This is a genomic window from Soonwooa purpurea (assembly GCF_053891095.1).
Window position 1 is genome coordinate 256,080 of the sequence record NZ_JBSSMA010000001.1, and the last position, 23,437, is coordinate 279,516.

A 23,437-nucleotide genomic window follows, 5' to 3' on the forward strand; every position below is an offset into this window, starting at 1 on the left:
ATTCTTGAACTGCATTAAAATTAAATTGTCTCACAGAAAACGATAAGATAACAAAAAAGCCACATCTTGCGATATGGCTTTTATTGTTAGATAAATATCTTGGATTATTTTCCTCCGAAAGACTTATCTTTAATTCTTGCTTTCTTACCTCTAAGATTACGGAAGTAATAGATTCTAGCTCTTTTAACTTTACCTTCTCTGTTAACTTCAATTTTTTGAAGTGCAGGCATGTTGATAGGAAAAACTCTTTCCACACCAACATCTCCACTCATTTTTCTGATGGTAAATGTCTTAGTAGCACCAGTTCCTCTTAGCTGGATCACCACACCTTTAAAGAACTGAGTTCTTGTTTTTTGACCTTCCTTAATTTCGTAATAAACAGTGATTGTATCACCTGCTTTGAAACTTGGGAACTCTTTTTTGTCAATGTACTTGTCTTGTACGTACTTAATTAAATCCATTATTTAAATAAAAAAATAATTCAAAGTCAAACAACTTTCACGCCTTTCGTCAGAGGTTGATTAACAGATTGCAAAATTAATCATTTTTATTAATTCTACAATACAAATTATATTTTTTTATTGCTTTTAATACTCGAATTATCAAAGACTTAGTTTCAAAAGTACTTTAATACGATCTCAAAAACGAAGAATATCCGCTTAAAAGACTAAGAATTAAGATTTTTTTATATTTTATAATGTTCAGTATCTAAAATCTTATCACTATTTTTGCCAGATGTTAAAAAAGCTATTAGGACTTTCTGTTTTGGCACTTTTGTTTTCTTGCGAGAAAGATTATGTGCCCAAGCCTAGCGGGGATTTGCGATTAGAATATCCAAAACCACGTTATCAGACTTTTAGTACAGATTGTCCTTTTCAGTTTGACTATTCAGACTTTGCGGTGATACAAAATGCAAAAGAATCGTGTTGGTATAATATCAATTACAAAAATATGAAAGCCAAAGTCTTCATCACCTATCTTCCCATAACGGGCGATTTCCAAAGCCATCTGAAAGAGGCAGAAAGAATGGTGTATGAGCATACGATAAAAGCCACTTCTATCGACACGAAAAGCTTTTCTTATCCAGAGAAAAAAGTTTATGGTAATTTTTACGAATTGCAAGGCCAGTCGGCATCCAACATTCAGTTTTATGTGACGGATAGCACCAGACATTTTTTAACTGGAAATTTATATTTTAACACCCGTCCAAAACCCGATTCTTTAGCACCGGCGGTGGACTACATAAAAAAAGACATTCTCCACTTGATAGATACTTTTCAGTGGAAAAAATAATATTAAATTTAAATAAAGACTTATAGATATGAAATTACTAGCAGTAGGAACTGTAGCATTTGACGCTATCGAAACCCCATTCGGAAAAACTGACAAAATCTTAGGCGGTGCAGCAACTTATATCGGACTTGCAGCGTCGGCTTTGGAGGCAGAAGTTGGTTTAGTTTCGGTTATCGGAGGAGACTTTCCACAAGGATATTTGGATATGCTAACTTCAAAAAACATCAACATCGATGGTGTAGAAGTTATCCAAGATGGGAAAACTTTCTTTTGGAGTGGAAAATACCACAACGATCTTAATTCGCGTGACACGCTGGTAACAGAACTTAATGTATTAGAAAATTTTGACCCAAAAATCCCTGCAAGCTTCGCAGATGCTGATGTTTTGATGTTAGGAAACCTTCACCCTGCAGTACAGTTAGCCGTTTTGGAAAGAATGAGCCAAAGACCAAAAATGGTCATTCTTGACACCATGAATTTCTGGATGGATCTTACTTGGGATTTGTTAATGGAAGTAATTGCAAAAACTGACGTTATTACGATAAATGATGAAGAGGCAAGACAATTGTCCGGAGAATATTCTTTAGTAAAAGCCGCTCAAAAAATCCATGCTTTAGGGCCAAAATTCGTGATTATCAAAAAAGGGGAACATGGTGCATTATTATTCCATGACGGGAAAATATTTGCAATTCCTGCGTTACCATTAGAAGAAGTTTTTGATCCAACAGGCGCTGGTGACACCTTTGCTGGAGGACTTGCAGCTTACATCACCAAAACTGGAGATTTCAGTTTCGAGAATCTTAAAAACGCCCTTATCGTAGGAAGTGCGATGGCATCTTTCACGGTAGAAAAATTCGGGACTGTACGTTTAGAAAACGTTACTAAAGATGAATTAAAATCAAGAATCAATCAGTTCCGCGAGTTAACAACTTTCGAACTTAGTATGTAAAAAATGTTTGACATCAAACATCAATAATATTATATAATGAAGAAGACTTTTTTTGTATTAGCGGCATTGGCAACTCAGGTTGCATTTGGTCAAAGCATTATTGTAGGCGACCAAAATATCACGCTAAAGGATTTTAAAGAAAAATATAAATACGGTCTCGAACAAACAGGCATCGATGCAACCATAAATTCTACGGTAGAATTTATGTTACTTCAACAGTTAGCAAAAGAGAAAAAAGCTGATACTTTGAGTTCTTTCCGCAACGCGGTTAATATGAGAACAAAGGATCTGAAAGACGCGCATTTGATTCCTGCAACAATCTTGGATCCTGTGATTTCAGAGTATTTGAGAGCCAGCCAAACCGAATACAAAATCCAGGTTTTCAATGTAATAAAACAAGCGGAAGACACCAACAATTACGACCAAATCTATAAAGATGTAAAAGCTGGGACAACAACCATGGACAACGCATTGGAAAAATATGTTAAAAATCCAATGCCTCCAACTTATATAAAAGCTGGCGTCTTGGACAATGAGCTTTTCGCAGAAATAGAAAAAACACCTGTTGGAAGTTATACCAAACTTTTCAACGCCAATGGTAGCTTTGTTTTTGCTAAACTTATCGAGAAAAGACCTAGCCTTGGTTATGTGACTTTTGGGACATTGTCCTACCCTAACGATTTTAATGCGGATGAAACGAAAGCAAAAATTTATGCTGCGCTGAAATCAGGAAAAAAATTCGAGGAAGTTATTAAAGAATTTGGTTCTACAGATCACGAAAGAAAAAACGGTGGTTTGGTGCTAGGCTCTCCAGTTCTGCCCGATGAAGTCTATGCTCAGCTTAAAGGAAAAACTGCTGGATATTACACAACAGAGCCGATCAAGATTGATAAAAAATTCTTCATTTTTAACATTTATCATATTGAGCCTTACAAGCTTACTAATGAAAATAAAGAATTCTTCAAAGACGAACTCAAAAGAAGTACTTACGCAGGGAATGTAAGCGACAATCTTCTTAAAAATATTATGATAGCGCCAGATTACAAAAGCTTTCCAGAGTTGGCAACTATTAAAAAAAGTTATGCTGATTTTAAGAATTTTAAAAATACAAACGCGCCACTTTATCAATACAAATCTAAAGTTGAAAAATATTCTGACCTGAAAGATTTCATCGATAAAAACTACAAAAGTCTTGATGCAATTCCCGCAACAGAATGGTCAAATCTTATCGATTATCAAATCAAAGATTTTGTTTACCAAGCTTTCGTTGATGACTTTGAAAACCGTCCCGAAATTAAAACAGAGCTAAACGATTTACGTCAAAACCTTTACTCACAATACATTTTTGATGATTATCTTAAAGGCGAGATCAACAAAGATGAAAAAGGACAAAAATCTTATTTTGAAAATCATAAAGACAAATACAAATGGGAAAAACGTGCCAGTAGTCGCGTTGCCATTATCTCTGACCCTAAATTGGTTTCTGAGGTTAAAAAAGAAATGGCCAATCTTAAAAACTGGGAAAGTCTAAAAGCTAAATACGATAAGAAGCTGAATGCTAAAAATCAAATTTTGGTAAGTTTTGAAGAAGGAAAAGTCCCTGCAAGCGCTGAAGTTTTCACCGAGTTCAAAGTTCCTTACGAAAAAGGCGTTCATCAAACAAAAGTGAAAGACCGCGATGTTATCGTAGCTGTTGACGAATTGCTACCAGAAGAAAACATGACTTTCGAAGAAGCACAAGCCAATGTGAAAGATGCGATGACAGAACAATTCTTGAAAGAAAGTATCGCCAATCAAAAAAAGAAAATAAAAGTTGAAATACAACCGGGTTTTGTAGAAGACCTTGCCAAGACTTTTAAGAAATAATTATAATAAAAGATTGACAACAATCCATTTATAATCCTATTTTTGCAAACAAATTTTACAAAAAAACATAATGTTAAATAAATTAAAATCGGTTTTTATCCTGCTAGCTTTAGTTCTTATAAATTCGAACATACAGGCTCAGATAAAGCCAGGCCAATACTTAGACGGCATTGCAGCGGTTATCGGTGACGAGATCGTATTAGAATCCGACATTGAAGAACAAGCCAACTACGCAAAACAACAAGGCACACAAGTGGCTGATAAATGTGAGTTTTTGACAAGCATTGTTAACAACAAAATTATCATCTACGAAGCGAAAAGAGATACGTTGATCGAAAATCGTGCTGCTGTTATTAAAGATATGGCGCAACAAAAGTATAACCAAATCTTATCGCAATTCCCAGACGAGAAAACCATGTTAGGCATGTACAAGTTCCGTACAGGATACGAAATGCGAAATGCTATTGAAAAAATCGACTCTGACCAATATTATGGACAACAGAAATACGCAAGAATTACGGAGAAAACAGACGTTACGCCTAACGAGGTAACCGACTTTTTTAACCAGTTCAAATACCAATTACCTCAGGTAAAAGATGAAGTTATTCTTGGCAAAATTAGTATTTACCCCAAGTTGACAGAAGCGCACAAACAAGAGCTTATCGACAAACTGAATAAAATTAAAAAAGACATTCTTGCAGGCGAATCTTTTGAGACACAAGCCAGAATATATTCGGAAGATGAAGGCTCAGCGGCCAATGGTGGGCTTTATAAAAACATCAACAAAGGCCAAATGGTAAAGTCTTTTGAGGCCGCAGCACTTAACCTACAAGAAGGCGAAATGTCCGAACCTGTAGAATCCGAATTTGGTTTCCACTTAATCCAATTAGTTAAAAGAACGGGGAACAAATTCGATGCAAGACACATCTTGTTAAAAGCAGAACCTACAAAAGAAGAAGTAACAACGGCTAAAAAATTATTAGAAAATATTCGTCAACAGATTCTAGATGGTAAAACAACTTTCAAAGATGCTGCTTATAAATATTCTGAAGACAAAACCACCAAGTTCAACGCTGGGGTAATGCAAGCTCAGGATGGTAGCGACAAGATTGAAAAACTTCACCTTGATCCTACAATATCTTACCAAATTGCGGGACTCAACAAAGGTGATATTACAGAACCTTTTGAAGAAACGCTTAACCGTAGAAAAGCCATTGCTATTGTTTCTGTTAACGACGTAATTGACGCACACTCTCTTGATATGGAAACGGATTACGAGAGAATTAAAGAGATGGCGCTTAACAAAAAGAAAGGCGAAATCGTTGAAAAATGGGTGAAACAAAAAACACCTAACATCTTCATTTCTATCGATGACAAATACAAAGATTGCCACATCAAAGATGGTTTAGAAAAAAAATAATATTTTTTGTAAAATATAGAAGCCTTACTTTAATTAGTAAGGTTTTTTTATATTAAATGCTAAACCAAAAACGACAATAATTTCTTATCTTTAGCTTTATTAATTTCAAAAAATGAAGAAAGTAAGTATTGGCGTACTAACATTATTAGGCGTATTAGCCACGCAACAAGTTACTGCCCAAAAAACGGATGCGACAGCCGCAACAATATCAAAAAATTCAAAACAATATCAAGAAGTTGGAATCAACTTGTCGATGATGGATAAATCCGTAAGACCACAGGACGATTTTTTCAATTATGTTAACGGAAATTGGGTTAAAACAGCCAAAATCCCAGCCGACAAAGCAAGTTGGGGATCTTTTAACGAACTAAGAGAAAAAACAGACGAAGCCTCTTTGGACATTCTTAACCACATCTTGAGCGATAAGTTTTCACAAGGTTCCGAAGGCCAAAAAATCCAAGACCTTTATGCTTCCTATATGGATCTTAAGAAAAGAGATGCTGATGGTCTGAAGCCTATCCTGGCTGATTTTAAGAAAATCGATGCCATCAAAAACCTTAAAGATTTACAGTCTTATCTTAATCAGGCAACCAAATACGGAGACAATCCTTTCTACGGATGGCGCGTTGGTGCAGATCTTAAAGATTCTAAAAACAATGCCATCTATCTAGGCGCGGCAGACCTTGGTTTAGGAAAAGACTATTATCAAAAAGAAAACGAAGCCAATACCAAAACTCTAGCAGAATATCAAAAACATGTCGCAGCTCTTCTAGACATTATCGGTTATAAAAACAGTCCCGAAGTTGCAAAATCTATCGTTGATTTCGAAAAGTCTTTGGCTAAAACTTATTTAACTTTAGAACAAGGTCGCGATGCCAACAAGCGTTACAATCCAAAAACCACTGCGGAACTTTCTGCCATGGTGAAAAATATTGACCTTCCCAATTTTCTTAAAAATGTTGGCGTTAACACAGATCGTGTTATCCTTGGCGAATTAGCTTACTACCAAAATTTGGATAATTTTATCAATGAAAAAAATCTTCCTTTAATCAAAGATTATATGAAAGTGAGATTACTTTCTGGTAATGCTGGCGTTCTCAATCAAAAAATGGATGCATTAAATTTTTCTTTCTATAGCAAATATCTGCAAGGTCAAGAAGAACAACGTGCTCTTAACAAACGCGGACTACAAATGATCAATGGTGTTTTAGGAGAAGCTTTCGGAAAATTATATGTTGAAAAATATTTCCCTGAAGAAGCTAAAATGCAAATGCAAGAATTAATTGGTTATTTAATTAAAAGTTACCAAAAACACATCTCTGAGCTAGAATGGATGTCTGCTACGACCAAGGAAAAAGCTTTAGAAAAACTATCGAAATTTACCGTAAAAGTAGCCTATCCTGACAAATGGGAAGATTATTCTAAACTTAAAATTGAAGGTCCAAACAAAACATCTTTATATGAGAATTTAAAAAATGTTTCGGCATGGAGATATTCTAAAAATCTAGAAAAAGTTGGTCAGCCAGTTGACAAAACCAAATGGGGAATGACGCCACAAACAGTGAACGCTTATTACAATCCATCCAATAACGAAATCGTTTTCCCAGCTGGAATTCTACAACCGCCATTCTTCAATTTCAAAGCCGATCCTGCTGTTAATTTTGGCGGAATTGGCGCTGTTATCGGACACGAAATTGGACATGGTTTTGATGATAGCGGATCAAAATTCGATGGTGAAGGAAATCTTAACAATTGGTGGACAGACGAAGACCGCAAAAATTTTGAAGCAGCAACCAAAAAGCTAGGCGAACAATACTCTAATTATGAACCTGTAAAAGGATCTAAAGTCAATGGTACTTTCACAATGGGAGAAAACATTGGTGACCTTGGCGGTGTTGCAGTGGCTTACGACGCTCTACAAATGTATCTAAAAGATCACGGAAATCCAGGATTAATCAGTGGTTACACACAGGACCAAAGATTTTTCCTAAGTTGGGCAACCGTGTGGAGAACCAAATCAACTGAGAAATTCTTAACCAATCAAGTTAAAACGGACCCACATTCGCCAGGAATGTATCGAGCAGTTGGACCTTTGGTAAATGTTGACGCTTTCTTCAAAGCTTTCGATATTAAAGAAGGTGACAAACATTACAAAAAACCAGAAGAACGAATCAAAATCTGGTAATAAAATAAAGGCTATCCAAATTTGGATAGCCTTAGTTTTTAAAAAATAGAAAGATATTTATTTAAACCTTTCGAATGCTGCTTTTTCAAGCATTTCGCGGTCATCAGGATGCGAAATATCGATTAAAGCTTTTGCACGTTGTTTTAAATTTTTTCCATATAGATAAGCGGTACCAAATTCGGTACACACATAATGCATGTGTCCTCTTGTCGTCACAACGCCTGCGCCAGGCTTCAAAAAAGGAACGATTCTCGGAATGCCTTTTTTTGTGCGAGAGCTCAATGCCATAATAGGTTTTCCGCCTTCACTAAGTGCAGCACCACGCATAAAGTCCATTTGTCCACCGATACCACTATATTGATAAGTTCCTATGGAATCAGCACAAACTTGGCCTGTCAAATCAATTTCAATTGCAGAATTTATAGCATGAACTTTTTTATTTTTCATAATGTTAATCGGAAAATTAACATGCTGAACATCCAAAAAAGCAATTGCAGGATTGTCATCTACGAAATCATACAATTTTTTGGTTCCAAAACAAAAACTCGTAATACTTACATTGTTATGAAAACCTTTGCTTTTATTATTAATAACGTCATTTTTAATAAGATCTATTACACCGTCACTCAACATTTCGGTATGAACACCGAGATCTTTGTGATTACCTAAAGCTTTCAAAACCGCATCAGGAATAGTTCCAATTCCCATTTGTAAAGTCGCACCATCATCGATAATTTCTGCAACATATTTTCCGATAAGCGCTTCTTCTGCACCAGCTTTCGCACCGTAATCAATGGTCATTAAATCTTCCTCGTGCCAAACAAATTTATCAATTTTACTCACATGGATCATCCCATCGCCATGAGTTCTTGGCATTTTCGGATTAACTTGTGCAATAACAATTTTTGCGGTGTCCACTGCAGATCTGGCGATATCTACGGAAGTTCCTAAAGTAACGTAACCATGCTTATCCGGTGGAGACACCGTAACAATAGCCACATCCAAAGCCAATATATTATTTTTAAAAAGAATAGGAATTTCACTTAGAAAAATCGGGACAAAATCTCCTCTTTCTGAATTAACTGCTTCACGAACTGGCGTGGATACAAACAGAGAATTAATTCTGAAGCTCTCTCCATATTCAGGTTTTGCAATGGCCACTTCTCCTTGTTGCGTAATAGAAACCATTTCCACATTTTTTAATCTATGGCTTTGGTTGGCTAGTTCGTTTAACAAAAAATTAGGTGTACATGCACTACCATGCGAGAATATACGATCTCCGCTTTTCACCACGGACACAGCTTCTTCTGCACTTACATAATTTATCATAACTGTTTTACTTACTTTTAGACGAATCCCCTAAAATTATGACTTCTTTATGGGACACAAAAATGAGATTTATCATATAATTTAGCGAACATTCGCTCAATCTAACCAACTTGTTAAATACGAGGGATCTTCGACTTTCATGGCTTCTTCCGTTAATAATAATGGTCGAAAAGGGTCAACCATCACCGCATATTCATGGGTTTCTTTAACACCAATACTACGCTCCATAGCACCTGGATGTGGTCCATGTACGATGCCTCCTGGGTGAAGGGTAAAATCCATCAAATCGATATGATTGCGACTCATAAAATCGCCTTCTGTATAAAACAAAACCTCATCAGAATCAATATTAGAGTGGTTGTAAGGCGCAGGAATTGCCAACGGATGATAATCAAAAAGTCGTGCTACAAAAGAACACACTACAAAATTGTGCGCTTCAAAATTTTGATGCACTGGCGGCGGCTGATGCACGCGGCCTGTAATGGGTTCAAAATTTTTGATATTAAATTTAAAAGGATAAAAGAAGCCATCCCAACCTACAACATCGAAGGGATGTGTCGCATATATAAAATCCCAAATAAGATCTTCTTTTTTAACCTTGACTAGAAACTCACCTTTTTCATCTTTTGGTTCAACATGGGTTGGTAAAATAATGTCGCGTTCGCAAAAAGGTGAATGTTCTAAAAGTTGCCCGAACTCGTTTCTATAACGTTTTGGTGTATAGATTGGCGAATTACTTTCAATGAAAAACAACACATTATTTTCGGTTTCAAAAGTCATTTGATAAATCGTACCACGCGGAATAATCAAATAATCTCCGACTTCAAACTCTAAATCCCCAACAAAAGTTTTAAGAACACCTTTGCCTTCATGCACAAAAAACAATTCGTCCATGTGTGCATTTTTATAGAAATAATCGGTGGATTTTTTGGGTTTAGCCAAACCCATTTTAAGGTCATTATTCAACATTAAAATCTTACGACTGTCCAAAAAATCATCTTCTGGCGTCACATCTTTTCCTTTGAACATGCGGGGTTGGATATTTTTTTCAACCGCAATTTTAGGTGTTACATCTTTATAAAGTTTCACTTCCTTAATCTGTGTCGGACGATGGATGTGATACAACAACGACGAAATGCCATGGAAACCTTCTGTCCCGAACAATTGTTCGTAATAGAAATGCTCATCTGGCGATTTAAAAACGGTATGTCGTTTCTGTGGAATGTTTCCTGAACTATGATATCTCATTTTACTTCTTAGCTTTTTTCAAATTTAATCATTTTAAAAGACATGTTAAACGGATTCAAAAAAATAAAATCATTTCTAATCAAAATATTTTTGTTAGATTTGTCTAACTTTTAAAATATCATGAAGAAAACTTTTACTTTTATAATTATATTCTTATTTAAAATCGGCTTTTCACAAGAGTTAGACAGTCTTTCAACTTCCGAAATAACCACAGACAGCATCAAATTTTTCAACAAAAAAAACACCTCAAAATCAATTGAAACGGTTGTTATTTCTAAACCTAATCGACCAAAGAAAAAATCAAACAGCATCATTCCAATAGAAATTTACACGGCTTCTTTTCTCAAAAAAACCAAGAATAACAACATTTTTGACGCTGTTGGAATGATAAATGGTATAAAACCTCAACTCAACTGTTCGGTTTGTAATACGGGCGACATCCACATCAACGGTATGGAAGGTCCGTACACCCTGGTGCTTATCGATGGCATGCCGATGCTCAGCGCATTATCAACGGTCTATGGTCTTAGCGGAATTCCTAGTAGTCTTGTGGAAAGAATCGAAATTATTAAAGGTCCTGCCGACGCAAGTTTTGGTGCCGAAGCTATGGGCGGAAGCATTAACATTATCACCAAAAACCCAAAATATGCGCCAAAATTAAGTCTTGATTTTTCATCTTCATCCCAAGCAGAACTGAATCTTGATATCGCTTCCAGCTTTAAAATCAATCCAAAAACAACAAGCTTAGTAAGTCTTAATCATTTTTATTTTGGAAACCGAATCGATGTCAACCACGACAACTTTACCGATACAGCATTGCAACATCGCCTATCTATTTTTAACAAATGGAATATCGAAAGGCAAAAAAATCGACGTGCTAGTCTTGGTCTTCGTTACTATTATGAAGATCGTTTTGGAGGCGAAATGTCATGGCAAAAGAAAAATCGTGGTGGCGATGAAGTATATGGAGAAAGTATCTACACCAATCGTTTTGAAGCTTTTGGATTGTATGATTTACCAACTCGTGAACAAATTACGGCCTTATTCTCATATAATTATCACGATCAAAATTCATATTATGGAAACACTTCATTTATGGCAAATCAGCAAGTTTTTTTTGGACAATTGGAATGGCAAAAAAGTTTAGGAAAACATACTTTAAAATCCGGAATCGCTTATAAACTTTCAAAATACGATGACAATACGCCAGCAACTTTTAAAAATTCAGATACTGGAAATCTTTTGGATCGATCTCTTTATGGTTTTTTTATTCAGGACGAATGGCAAATATCCACTTCAAACGCATTACTATTAGCCTACCGTATCGATTATGATACCGAACACAAAATGATACATTCGCCACGACTAGCATGGAAATTCAGTCCCAATCCTCAACATGTTTTGCGAGCAAGCTTTGGAAAAGGATTTCGGGTTGTACATGTTTTCACAGAAGATCACGCGGCATTAACTGGTTCGCGAGATGTCATCATTTCAGAAACTTTAAAACCCGAAGAATCTTACAATAGTTTTGTTAATTATATTACCCAAGTCAAGTTAGGAACAGCACATTTAAATATCGATTTATCTGGATTTTATTCTTATTTCACCAACAAAATAATTGGAGATTTTGACACAGATCCCAACAAAATCATCTTCAAAAACTTGGATGCTTTCGCTGTTTCTAAAGGCATTTCGCTTAACCTTGACATGCTTTGGACCTCACCTTTTAAAATTAATTTTGGAATAAGTTATATGGATGTTTATCAAAAAGAAACAAATGAAAAAATCCAACAATTGCATGCGCCAAAATGGAGCGGCGTGTACAATCTAAGTTATTATTTTCCTAAAAATTGGATTCTAGATTTTACTGGACAATTTTACGGACCGATGCGTTTGCCAATTTTGGAAGACGATTTTCGTCCAGAATATTCAGATTTTTTCACACTTGCCAATGTACAGGTTAGGAAACAATTTAAACATTTTGAAATATATGCAGGAATTAAAAACCTTTTAAATTTTATACCTAAAAATCCAATTATGCGTCCTTTCGATCCGTTTGACAAACACACAAACGATCCTGCTAACAATCCAAAAAACTACACGTTCGATACACTTTACGGTTATGCGTCAATGCAAGGTTTGCGAAGTTTTCTGGGAATTAAATGGGAATTAAAATCTAAAAAGTTTTAAATTTGAATTAAATCAAAATAGCCATGTCAAAGAAAACCAATGCTGTAAGGATTTTAGAATCAAATCAAATACCGTTTGAACTAAGAGAATATGAGGTCGACGAGCAAGACCTCAGCGCCGAACATGTCGCAGAATCCTTAGGCATTTCCCCAGAAAAAATTTATAAAACCTTAATCCTGAAAGGTCAAAAAGATCCTTTTCTTGTGGCCGTCATTCCTGGAAATGCACAATTGGATTTAAAGAAAATCGCGAAAGCTTCCAACAACAAAAACTGCGAAATGCTTCCCATGAAGGATTTGTTAGCAACCACAGGCTACATCCGTGGCGGATGCTCGCCTATTGGCATGAAGAAAAATTTCCCAACTTATATTGAAGAACTGGCGACTTTGGAAGAAGAAATTATCATCAGCGCAGGAAAGCGCGGTTTACAAATTGTCTTAAAACCTGATGATTTGAAAAACATTATTAATGCTGAATTTGCTGATCTTTGCCACTAAAAAACCTTCCAAAAATTTTGAAAGGTTTTTAATTATTTTTAAGATTTCATTTTTCGTTGCCGTGACAATTTTTGAGACAATCTTAAGATTATTTAGTTAAATCTAATCCACCAAAATTTCCGGAACTCATCATCAAAAATACGCCATTGGTCTTATCCAAAGTTTGCCAATAGGCGTGAAGATCTTCGGCATTAGTGAAAATTTTCAGCTTTTCATTTTTAAATTTTTCTTTGATAAACTCGGGAGAAATTGCATCCATTCTTTTAATCTTCAAGGCTTCTTCCGAATAAAAAACAACTGCGTTATCTAGTCCATCCATAGCATGATCATATTGTTCTAAAAAAATAGGATTAAGACTGGAATAAGTATGCAACTCCAAAAATCCATTTTTTGTTTTATTAGGAAATTGCTCTGCAAAAGCCTTAACTGTTGCTTTAACCTTGCTTGGTGCATGCGCAAAATCTTTGTACAATACACCGCCATCTGGACGTTTTACTTTTTCCAGACGTTTTGATGCGCCTTTAAAACTCATAATCGCTTCATAGAAAGCTTCTTCCAAAATCCCGAATTGTTGACAAATATGTCTTGCTCCTTCAAGATTTAATAAATTGTGCGCCCCAAAAATAGATAACGGAATGTCGCCCATCTCGGTTTTAAGATAAACTGTATCATCATGAATCTCGTATTCTGGCGTTTTGTATGGAATTTTTCTGAAATAATTTTCTGCTCCTTCAACCACTTTTACCACTTCGGGATCTTCCTCGTTGTACACCAAAACACCGCCTGGCGTAATGCTGGCGACAAATTTCCTAAATTGCTCAACATAATCATCGAAGGTTTTAAAAACGTTGATATGATCCCAAGCAATTCCCGAAATCAAAGCGATATTCGGTTGGTACAATAAAAATTTGGATCGCGGATCCAATGTCGAAGAAAGATACTCGTCGCCTTCAAGAATCATAAAGTCGTTATCTTCTGTAATCTTCACCATACAATCGAAACCTTCCAACTGCGCACCAACCATATAGTCGATATTTTTTTGATGAAAATTAAGCACATGCAAAATCATTGATGTTATGGTCGTTTTTCCGTGCGAACCGCCGATAACAACTCTGGTTTTTTGTTTGGCTTGTTCGTATAAAAATTCAGGATACGAGTATATTTTTAATCCTAATTCTTTAGCTTTTGCTAATTCTGGATTGTCGGCATGTGCATGCATTCCCAAAATAACAGCGTCGATATCCGAAGTTATCTTTTCTGGAAACCACCCCAAATCCTTTGGAAGAATTCCTTTTTTTTCTAATCTTGAACGTGAGGGTTCAAAAATGGCATCATCCGAACCAGTTACTTGATAGCCTTTATCTTTCAGCGCAATGGCTAAATTATGCATGGCGCTACCGCCGATGGCAATAAAATGGGTTTTCAATTCAAAAAATATTTACAACAAAAGTACTAAAATTTTGTACTAAGCCTCAGCATTTAGATTTAATTTACTTAACTGAAGTGGTGTTTTTGCTCCTGTTTTTCGTCCTATATTTTTCCGATGTGTGTCTACGGTAAAAATACTAAGGTTGAGTTGCTCGGCAATTTCCCGACTGCTGTTGCCTTGGATAATCAGTTTTATGATTTCTATTTCGCGTTGGCTAAGTTGTTTCTTTCGAAAATTTTCGCCATCGTAACCTTCTGGGAAATAAGATTGTTTGTCTAATATTTTCCGAATAGCATTTTGCAGATCTTCGTTTTCAAAAGATTTTGGAATAAATCCGTTGACACCGATTTGTCTTAATTTTTCGATTGTGCTATAATCTTCGTTCATACTTACCACGAGAATGGGAATGTCTGGATATAGAGATTTTATTTTTTCTGCAGCTTCTAAGCCATTAAGTTCTGGCATATTAATATCCAGAATAATAAAATTGGCTTGGCATGAATTCAGTTTTTGCAAGAGCTCTCGACCTGTGCTAGCACATGAGATTACCTCGCCGAGTTGTTGCTCATTAATTATGTCTGTAATCCCTTTAACAAAGATGGGATGATCATCTGCGATTATAAATTGAGTTGTCATGGTATCGTTAGTTTATTGGTATTAGGATAATGAAAGTACTTCCATTTTTATTGCTTTCAATATTAATATTTGCTTTCAGAAATTGGATACGAGATTTCACAGATTTTAAACCAATTCCTGAAAATTGAGCTTCTGGATCGAAGCCTATGCCGTTGTCTTCCAAAAGAATTTCGATGTTATTGTCTTCGCAATAAATCTGAAAATCAATTTCTGTACACTCCGAATGTTTTATGGCATTATCTAGCAAAGCGGTAACAATGCGATAAATATGCAATCGGTCGGATTCTTGCAAGTTAACATCTCCCAGACTTTGTACATCGTTAAATTTGATGTGTGGAAATTGTCTTCGGTATTGTTCAAATTTATTTTTTAAAAGTTCTGATAGATTACTTTCCTCAATATAAGCGGGCATTAACTGATGACTAATGCTGCGCAAATCGTCGTATATAATTTTCATCTCATGTAGAACTTCTGCTTTGATATTTTCGTCAATTGGATTTTTGGACTGAAAAATATTTTGTAGATAAAGTTTTAGACCCGACAAATGACTGCCAACACCATCGTGGATTTCTTGCGCAATCTCTTTTCGTTCTTCCTCTTGAAGATTGAGCATTTGAAAAGACAAATTTTGGTTTTCAATATTTTTGAGTTGTAATTGCTTTCTACTTTCACGACTTTTTTTAACAATCTTAGTCAGGAAAAAAGCGGTTAGCAAACTTACTTCTACCATAAGCCCAACAAGAATATTGCCTGGTTGGAAATAAAACACCTGCATCTGCAAAAGCAGGTCCATAAGATAATTGATAAATGCAATTAAAATAAATATGGTTGCAACAAAGAAGTATAGACTGTCTTTGTCTTTTTTTATGCTTGCATAAATAATAGAGAAAAACAACAAAATGGTCCCTATAACCAAAATGACATCTAATGCTATGACAACCTCGCTAACGATAGGCGTCTGTACATTAAACAACAAACTAAATACTGCTGAACTAACAGCCAAAAAGATTGCTATATTTTTAGTAAAATGTAAAACCTTATACAAACGAGGAAATTTGGTTTTCTGATCGGTGAACATTTGAAAAACTTTAATATTTAAAATTAAAGAAATCAACAGCCACAACATTTTAGGAAATTGTATGTAGAAATGATAAAACCAATTGGGCAACAACAACACATCTACAATATTCTCGTTCAGACTAAATAAAATAATACTAAAAACATACAAACCATGCCACAGATGAATCTCCTTTTTCAAAAGAAAAAATAAGAAAATATTAAACAAAAACATAAAGGCAAAATATCCTAAAAATTGTCCTACGATAATACCATAGTTAAGTTCCCAAAACATCATATCTTCCACGGTTGTGACATCGGAGAGAAAATAGATTTGATTCGCATTAATCAATTCTACTTTAGCCAGAATTTTTTTATACTCGCCCGCTTGCAAAGAAAATGGTAAAACCAAAGCCCTTGAATGAAACAATCGTTCTTCGGCACGTTGTTGAGGAGAAACCTGGCCCAGAAATTTTGGCTGATCCGCAAGTGTTATATCATAAAAAGTAATTTTAAAATTGTTGTTATAAAAACTCCAAACCACTTGCAGTTCTTTAGAATTCACGTTTTTAATAGGTAAGACAAACCAATAACTCGCTTTGGTATATTGGCTATTAAACACCCGATATTCGCCACGCTTTTGAAAATGTTGTGTTTGTTCTAAATCGATAATTTTCTGCAAATTTAGCTGCCGTGTAGAATCCTTATAAAACCTCACATACTGGGTCATATTCTCCCAATTGGCACCTTTTATCAGAAAAGTATCACGCGATTTTTGCTGCCCAAAAATAGATGAACAACAACATATTATAAAAATTAATAAAAATCGGTGTATTGAGAACATGCGTAAATTTAAAAATATAATTCAGATGTACTATACCGATTAGTAGGTATTCAATAAAAAATCCACAAAGAAAGTGTGGATTATATAATAAAAACTATTCGTTTTCGGATTTATTCTTTTGAGCTTTTAGCTCCTCATCATAGTCATGGAGAACATTATGTTCTGGTGTTTGCTCTATCGCATGCATTATTTTATTGAGGATTTCTGCAGGCGACTCGTTATCATAGTCGATATCCAAAGGCGCTTTAAACTCCATCGTTGGTTTTACACCAGTTACTTTTATTTTTAAACCTTTTTTATCAAAAGCCCTACGGAAACCGTTTATCTTAATGGGAATCACAATAGGACGTTGGTTTTTCACCAATTTCGCGGTTCCTTTTCTACCTTGCGCAAAAGCCGAAGTTGTCCCTTGTGGAAAAGTGATAACCCAGCCATTATCCAAAGCTTTCATAATGTTTTCCACCTCACTCATATCGACCATTCGGTTGACATTTTGACCTTCTGCACGCCAAGTTCTTTTAACAGTTACAGCGCCTGCAATTTTAAAAATACGGGCAAGAATTCCTTTGTTCATGGTTTCTTCCGCAGCAACATAGTAAAAATCAACTTTTGGGTTAAGAAGATATACTGGATTTTTTATTGTATTAAGATAACCGTTGTTAACCGCACAAAAAGCGTGATACATCGCCGCTACATCAGCAAAATAAGTCTGGTGATTAGACACAAATAAAACATTGGTCTTTGGTAAATCAACAAGATGTTCTGTACCCGAAATTTTCAATTTGTTAAAGCCATTGAAACGTCGATAGGATACCAAGCCTAATATAAAAATTATAAAACGCTTTAGAACGTATATATTCCCGAAGGAATCTGTAAAAATATTCTTTTTGGCCATGCTTGAAAATTATAATTCAGGATGTCTTATTTTTTAAAAGCGCAAATTTAAACATTTTTAAGTAACAAGCTGAATTCACTTAAAATCATCGATGTAGCGCCCCAAATAAGGTATCCATTAAAATCAATCACCGGAACTTCGTATCCACGACTCGTGCTCATCGCCATCATTTTTGGTTGATCGGGCAAAGACAACAAAGAGCTTACTGGGAACTCGATCAACTCAACAGCTTCACTCGCCTGAAGTGTAAAAACGGGATCTTTTTTGGTAAATGAAATAAAAGGATAGACATAAAAATTACTTGGCGGAATATAGATAGGCGTCATCTCTCGGATAATACGGATATAGGGCGTATCGATGCCCATTTCTTCGCATGTTTCCCGCTTGGCTGTATCTGCAAAATCGACATCTTCTTCTTCCCGTTTTCCGCCGGGTAAAGAAATCTGTCCACTGTGACGATCGTGTTCGTTTTCGCTACGCACCATCAGTGGAAAATGCCATTCATTATTTTTTAAATATAATAAAATATTAACGGCCGCAAATTTTGGATCTCGGCTTAATATTTCATCATAACTAAATCGTGGACGATAAGCGGGCGAATATACACAATGCGCTGCTTCCCCTTTTAATTCAGTATTTTTTAAAATTTTTAATAAATCTTTTCCAAACTTTCGCATGACTCAAATTTAGTTAAATTATAGACATTACGAAAGTTTAAAACCAAGCTTTTTTTTATTTAATTTTATAAACTCAAAGGAATTCCTGAATAAAAATCTAAGAGTTTTTGACTGAATAAATAATTGAATTTTGACTGTGCTACATTGCCTTGTGCATTGGCATAATTGTTACGCGCAATATTGAGATCATAGATACTCGTTCGTCCTGCATCGTAACTTTTCTCTGCAAAATCCAAAGCCAACTTTGTGCTTTTCTCTGCTTCTACTGCGGTAAGATAAGTTTGGTAATTGGCATCGGCATCAAAAGCGGCTTTTTGCACATTTTGTTTAACATCCAATTTTTGTTGTTCCAAATTATTTTTGGCAATATCTTGATTGATTTTGGATTGTTCTACTTGCAGTTTGGTTATACCTTTATTGAAAATAGGAATATTAGCAGAAACGCCAACTTGTTGTCCAAAATTATCTTTGTATTGTTGGAAAAAACCACGTTCTTTAATTGGCGTGCCATCAGGATTTATCCCAACCGTATTGGTTGCCAATGAATTAAAGTAAAAAGAACCCAAGCCTGCATTTGCTGTAAGCGTTGGCCAAAAGGCAGTTTTTACAACTTCTGTCTGTGCTTCGGAAGATTTGATGCGACTTTCCGCAGCTTTTATTTGCGGTTGATTAGCGTAGGCTTTATCGAGAACTTGCTCCACAGCCAAATCTGGCGCAGAAGGATCAAACATAATCGGCACATCGGCCACATCAAAACTTTTATAATCTGCCAACATTAATAGTTGAGCCAACGCAAATCGGCTACGGTCTCTGTTGACTTCTGCGACTTTCAAATTTTGTTTTTCCCGTGCTAGCGCAGCATCTGCTTCTGCCAAAATAGTTTGTGCAGTTGTCCCAACATCGGTTGTTATCTTAGCACGGTCGCGAAGCTTTTGAGCATTTTGTAATGCGCTTTGTGAAATTTTAACAATTTCTTTATTCAGTAAAATGCTGAGATATTGTTGTGCAATCTGAAGCGAAATATTATCCTGAATGGTTTCGATATCAAATTGTGAGGCTTCTACATCGAATTGTACTTTTCGAATATTTTTTTCTAAACGTCCATTGTTATAAATCAAAACATTAGCGCCGACATTAGCACTATTATTAAAATTATCATTACGCTGCGTATTTCCAAAAACATCCTGACTTTGTCCAAAGGTCGCGGTGTTAGAAATACTTCCGCTGACATTCGGCAGATAATCTTTTTTGGCAATTGTCAAATTAGACTCCTGCATTTTTTTGCTATACGTATTTTGCAAAACCTGTAGATTATTCTTCACGGCATAATCTACGCACTCTTGCAAAGTCCAAATCTTTTGTCCATAACTTGATATACTAAAACAAATTACCGATGCTGCTAAAATATTACGAAGTATCATAAAAACAATTTATAAACAATAAGACATCAAAAATGATTATTTGTTACGTTTTTAAATAAAAAAATATTTTTTAATAATTTTCTGTAACTTTTTAACAATCTCCCTTACCTATTAGTATATAATCCGAGAATATGTCAAATCTAATTCTTAAAATTGAAGAACTCAACAAATCTTACGATACAGGTAAGAGCAAACTCCATGTTTTAAAAGGCATAAACCTCAATATTTCGGAAGGCGAGTTTGTTTCCATTATGGGATCTTCTGGCTCTGGAAAATCAACTTTATTGAATATTATCGGAATTTTGGATGAAGCAGACTCCGGGATTTATGAATTGGATGGCGTACCTATAAAACATTTGACAGAAAGTCGCGCGGCGGAATATAGAAGCCGATTTATAGGATTTATTTTTCAATCTTTTAATTTGATTAATTATAAAACAGCTTTAGAAAATGTTGCGCTTCCACTCTATTATCAAGGGGTTTCTAGAAAGGAACGAAATCAAAAAGCTTTAGAATACTTAGAAAAAGTAGGTTTGGCACAATGGGCCAGTCATCTTCCGAGCGAAATGTCGGGTGGACAAAAACAACGTGTTGCCATAGCGCGCGCACTTATTACAGAACCCAAACTTATTTTGGCCGATGAACCTACAGGCGCACTCGATTCCCAAACCACACATGACATTATGAAACTTTTGCAAGATATTAATAATGAAGGAAAAAGCATTGTCGTGGTAACACACGAACCAGATGTCGCCGCACAGACCAAACGAAATGTGATGCTAAAAGATGGTCGTATCGAAAGTGACAAATACATTCAGCAAGTTGTTCTTTAAAAAGTTATTCCAAACTTAAAAACAACCAGAAAGAATGTTTGAAATTTAATTAAAACTATTAACAACCAAAATCAATATGTTTGATATAGACCGCTGGCAAGAGATATTTAGTTCCATTCGCAGCAATGTTTTGCGAACGATACTTTCTGGTTTTACTGTAGCCTTGGGATTATTTATTTTCATTGTTCTTTTCGGTATTGGTAATGGCCTCAACAACTCTTTTACGCAAGCCTTCACAAGGGATGCGGCTAATCTCATTATGATTTTCACTGGCAAAACTTCAGAAGCTTTTGCAGGTTTGCAATCCAACAGAACAATTAGTCTTAACAATGATGATTTTGAAAGCATCGAAAAAACAGGAAAAGGCAAACTAGAATATGCATCGCCACGCTACTCTGCCAACTGGATGGTAAAATATGGCCGCGAAAGCGGAACCTATCAAATACATGGTGTATTGCCAGACGAAAAATTTTTGGAAAATCGTGTTATGATGGATGGTCGTTATATCACAAAAATGGATATAGACAGAAAAGCCAATGTTACATCTATCGGAAGAATGGTGCAACGCGACCTTATCAAAGATGGCGATCCTATTGGAAAAATGATCCAGATTAACGGAACAATGTTCCGTGTGGTTGGCGTATTTTCTGACGCTGGAGGAGATTGGGACGAGCGTCATGTTATTATTCCGATTTCCACTTTGCAACAAATGAAAAAAGGCTCTGATACTGTAAGTACGATTATGCTATCTTATGATCCCAAAATGTCGCCCGATGAAGCTATTAAATACGGTGAAAAAGTTGAAAAACAAATTAAAGACCGCCACAAAATTTCACCAACAGACCAACAAGCCGTTATTGTTAGAAACAATGCCAAAAACAATCAGGAATCTTTCATGTTTATTTTCGTAATTTCTGTCGTCGTAGGATTTATTGGACTAGGAACTTTAATAGCTGGCGTTATCGGTATTAGTAACATCATGGTTTACATTGTAAAAGAGCGCACCAAAGAAATAGGGATCCGAAAAGCTATTGGTGCAAAACCGCCAGGAATTGTCGCGCTTATTTTACAAGAAAGCATCGTGATAACCGTTATCTCTGGACTTATTGGCGTAGCCGCTGGCGTATTTACTTTAAAAATGATTGGGGACAGTCTAGAAGCTTATTTTATTTTGAACCCATCCGTTGGTTGGGAACTTATTACAACGGCATTTTTTTGTTTGATTTTTGCTGGTGCTATTGCGGGATTCATCCCTGCTTATCGGGCTTCCAAGATAAAACCTATCGAAGCATTACGAACAGAATAATTGGATTTTTAATTGCTATCAAATAAAAACCTTAGTGTTTGATTTAAATAAAAAAATAAAACGTTAACCCAAAAAAATGAAAATCTTATTCAGTTTAGATACATGGCAGGAGATATATTATTCATTGAGTAATAATAAACTCCGGACGTTTCTCACCATGATTGGCGTGGGTTGGGGAATGTTTTTGTATGTCAGCTTACTTGGTGCTGCAAAAGGTATGGAAAATGGTTTTAACAAATTATTTTCTGGTTTTGCTACCAACTCTATTTTTCTTTGGGCACAAAATACCAGCATTCCGTATGATGGTTTCCCAAAAGGAAGAACAATGAAGCTTCGTCTAAAAGATGATAATTTATTAAAATCTAAAATTCCGCAAATCGATTATATATCTCCGCAAAGTGCAAGAGGTAATTTTGGAAATCCTCCGGAGCAAATTGCGAGAAACGGAAAATCAGCAACTTACATGTTAACGGGCGATTATCCTGTCGGAAATTTAATATCTCAAAAGAAGCTTTTGTTCGGAAGATACATCAACGATCCCGATGTTACGAGTAGCAAAAATGTTGTTGTCATTGGAGAAGAAGTTTATAAAAACCTTTTTGATGCCAAGAAAAACGAAAACCCAATCGGAAAATCCGTTAACATAAAAGGGGTATTTTTTACAGTCATTGGCGTTTTCCGTGTTGGAAAAGCTGGCGGTCCTTTGGAAAGTGACCAGTCTGCCTATATCCCATTTTCTACGTATAACAAGCTATATAATGCTGGTGATGTTGTCGACTTTTTTGCCATCGTGAGTAAGCCAGACGCCAATGTCAGCACTGTGGAAGACCTCGCAAAAACAGAACTTAAAAAAGAATACCACGCTTCTCCAGAAGACACCAATGCTTTTGGAAGTTTTAACCTCGGCAAAGAATTTAAAAAACTTACAGGTTTTCTTACTGGTATGCAATTTTTGACCATCACAGTAGGAACATTAACCATTTTGGCGGGCGTTATTGCCATTTCAAATATCCTTTTAATTACCGTGAAAGAACGTACCAAAGAAATCGGAATCCGTAGAGCACTAGGTGCAAAACCAAGCGAAGTGCGCAACCAGATTTTATTAGAAAGTGTGGTGATTACGTTGTCTTCGGGTTTAATCGGATTTTTATTTGGGATATTTTTACTCATGGGACTTAATCTTGCCACTGCCAATAATGACAGCTTTCCGTTTTATAATCCCACGGTGGACTATTCCAATGTATTTTCTGCCTTGGCAATTATGCTGGTTTTAGGCTTATTAATAGGCATGATTCCCGCACAAAGAGCCGTCAAAATAAAACCTATCGAAGCTTTAAGAACCGAATAATATTTAAAAATAATA

At 35.6% G+C, this 23,437-nt stretch carries 19 protein-coding genes; 10 read left to right on the top strand and 9 right to left on the bottom strand.

Annotation, left to right across the window (positions count from 1 at the left end):
• Window positions 1-104: 104 nt before the first annotated feature.
• Window positions 105-461 (bottom strand): 50S ribosomal protein L19, encoded by a 357-nt coding sequence (rplS, locus tag ACVFVN_RS01105; protein WP_165132986.1) that lies wholly within the window; start codon window positions 459-461, stop codon window positions 105-107.
• Window positions 462-735: 274 nt separating this feature from the next.
• On the opposite strand from rplS, the gene gldD reads away from it, so the two are divergent.
• The 5 genes from gldD (at window position 736) to ACVFVN_RS01130 (ending at window position 7,713) form a co-directional block, all read left to right on the top strand.
• On the top strand, window positions 736-1,293 hold the full coding sequence (gldD, locus tag ACVFVN_RS01110; RefSeq protein WP_456233813.1) for a gliding motility lipoprotein GldD: 558 nt from the start codon (window positions 736-738) through the stop codon (window positions 1,291-1,293).
• Window positions 1,294-1,321: 28 nt separating this feature from the next.
• The gene (locus tag ACVFVN_RS01115) at window positions 1,322-2,242 is read left to right on the top strand and encodes a PfkB family carbohydrate kinase (RefSeq protein WP_165132992.1); all 921 of its coding nucleotides are present in this window, start codon (window positions 1,322-1,324) and stop codon (window positions 2,240-2,242) included.
• 36 nt (window positions 2,243-2,278) lie between these two features.
• Complete coding sequence (locus ACVFVN_RS01120; RefSeq protein WP_456233814.1) at window positions 2,279-4,108, top strand: peptidylprolyl isomerase; 1,830 nt, start codon at window positions 2,279-2,281, stop codon at window positions 4,106-4,108.
• Between the two features lie 70 nt (window positions 4,109-4,178).
• A complete protein-coding gene (locus ACVFVN_RS01125) occupies window positions 4,179-5,528 on the top strand; it encodes a peptidylprolyl isomerase (RefSeq protein WP_456233815.1) in 1,350 nt (449 codons plus the stop codon).
• A gap of 112 nt (window positions 5,529-5,640) precedes the next feature.
• The gene (locus ACVFVN_RS01130) at window positions 5,641-7,713 is read left to right on the top strand and encodes a M13 family metallopeptidase (RefSeq protein WP_456233816.1); all 2,073 of its coding nucleotides are present in this window, start codon (window positions 5,641-5,643) and stop codon (window positions 7,711-7,713) included.
• Between the two features lie 57 nt (window positions 7,714-7,770).
• On the opposite strand, the gene ACVFVN_RS01135 is transcribed toward ACVFVN_RS01130, so the two are convergent.
• Both ACVFVN_RS01135 and ACVFVN_RS01140 read right to left on the bottom strand, forming a co-directional pair.
• A complete protein-coding gene (locus ACVFVN_RS01135) occupies window positions 7,771-9,042 on the bottom strand; it encodes an acetyl-CoA hydrolase/transferase family protein (RefSeq protein ID WP_165133001.1) in 1,272 nt (423 codons plus the stop codon).
• A gap of 96 nt (window positions 9,043-9,138) precedes the next feature.
• The gene (locus tag ACVFVN_RS01140; protein WP_165133003.1) at window positions 9,139-10,290 is read right to left on the bottom strand and encodes a homogentisate 1,2-dioxygenase; all 1,152 of its coding nucleotides are present in this window, start codon (window positions 10,288-10,290) and stop codon (window positions 9,139-9,141) included.
• A gap of 120 nt (window positions 10,291-10,410) precedes the next feature.
• On the opposite strand from ACVFVN_RS01140, the gene ACVFVN_RS01145 reads away from it, so the two are divergent.
• Both ACVFVN_RS01145 and ybaK read left to right on the top strand, forming a co-directional pair.
• Entirely contained in the window at window positions 10,411-12,480 is a 2,070-nt protein-coding gene (locus tag ACVFVN_RS01145) for a TonB-dependent receptor plug domain-containing protein (RefSeq protein WP_456233817.1), read from the top strand.
• Between the two features lie 23 nt (window positions 12,481-12,503).
• Window positions 12,504-12,977, top strand: coding sequence for a Cys-tRNA(Pro) deacylase (gene ybaK, locus ACVFVN_RS01150; RefSeq protein ID WP_456233818.1), 474 nt, complete (start codon window positions 12,504-12,506; stop codon window positions 12,975-12,977).
• 88 nt (window positions 12,978-13,065) lie between these two features.
• Here ybaK and ACVFVN_RS01155 read toward each other — a convergent pair whose 3' ends face one another.
• The 6 genes from ACVFVN_RS01155 to ACVFVN_RS01180 form a co-directional block, all read right to left on the bottom strand.
• Entirely contained in the window at window positions 13,066-14,403 is a 1,338-nt protein-coding gene (locus ACVFVN_RS01155) for a UDP-N-acetylmuramate--L-alanine ligase (RefSeq protein WP_456233819.1), read from the bottom strand.
• Between the two features lie 39 nt (window positions 14,404-14,442).
• The gene (locus ACVFVN_RS01160; protein ID WP_456233820.1) at window positions 14,443-15,042 is read right to left on the bottom strand and encodes a response regulator; all 600 of its coding nucleotides are present in this window, start codon (window positions 15,040-15,042) and stop codon (window positions 14,443-14,445) included.
• 7 nt (window positions 15,043-15,049) lie between these two features.
• Entirely contained in the window at window positions 15,050-16,942 is a 1,893-nt protein-coding gene (locus ACVFVN_RS01165; protein WP_456233821.1) for a sensor histidine kinase, read from the bottom strand.
• A 94-nt stretch (window positions 16,943-17,036) separates the two neighbouring features.
• Window positions 17,037-17,837: a lysophospholipid acyltransferase family protein gene (locus ACVFVN_RS01170; protein WP_456233822.1), complete on the bottom strand. Its 801-nt coding sequence runs from the start codon at window positions 17,835-17,837 to the stop codon at window positions 17,037-17,039.
• Between the two features lie 47 nt (window positions 17,838-17,884).
• Window positions 17,885-18,514, bottom strand: a complete 630-nt coding sequence (locus tag ACVFVN_RS01175) for an NUDIX hydrolase (RefSeq protein ID WP_456233823.1) — start codon at window positions 18,512-18,514, stop codon at window positions 17,885-17,887.
• Window positions 18,515-18,579: 65 nt separating this feature from the next.
• Window positions 18,580-19,935: a TolC family protein gene (locus tag ACVFVN_RS01180; RefSeq protein WP_456233824.1), complete on the bottom strand. Its 1,356-nt coding sequence runs from the start codon at window positions 19,933-19,935 to the stop codon at window positions 18,580-18,582.
• Window positions 19,936-20,078: 143 nt separating this feature from the next.
• On the opposite strand from ACVFVN_RS01180, the gene ACVFVN_RS01185 reads away from it, so the two are divergent.
• From ACVFVN_RS01185 to ACVFVN_RS01195, 3 genes are all read left to right on the top strand, one after another.
• Window positions 20,079-20,768 carry an ABC transporter ATP-binding protein gene (locus ACVFVN_RS01185; RefSeq protein WP_165137548.1) on the top strand — a complete coding sequence of 230 codons (690 nt, stop codon included), beginning with the start codon at window positions 20,079-20,081 and terminating at the stop codon, window positions 20,766-20,768.
• A gap of 76 nt (window positions 20,769-20,844) precedes the next feature.
• On the top strand, window positions 20,845-22,074 hold the full coding sequence (locus ACVFVN_RS01190; RefSeq protein WP_456233825.1) for an ABC transporter permease: 1,230 nt from the start codon (window positions 20,845-20,847) through the stop codon (window positions 22,072-22,074).
• Between the two features lie 76 nt (window positions 22,075-22,150).
• Entirely contained in the window at window positions 22,151-23,422 is a 1,272-nt protein-coding gene (locus ACVFVN_RS01195) for an ABC transporter permease (RefSeq protein ID WP_165133023.1), read from the top strand.
• Window positions 23,423-23,437: the final 15 nt, after the last annotated feature.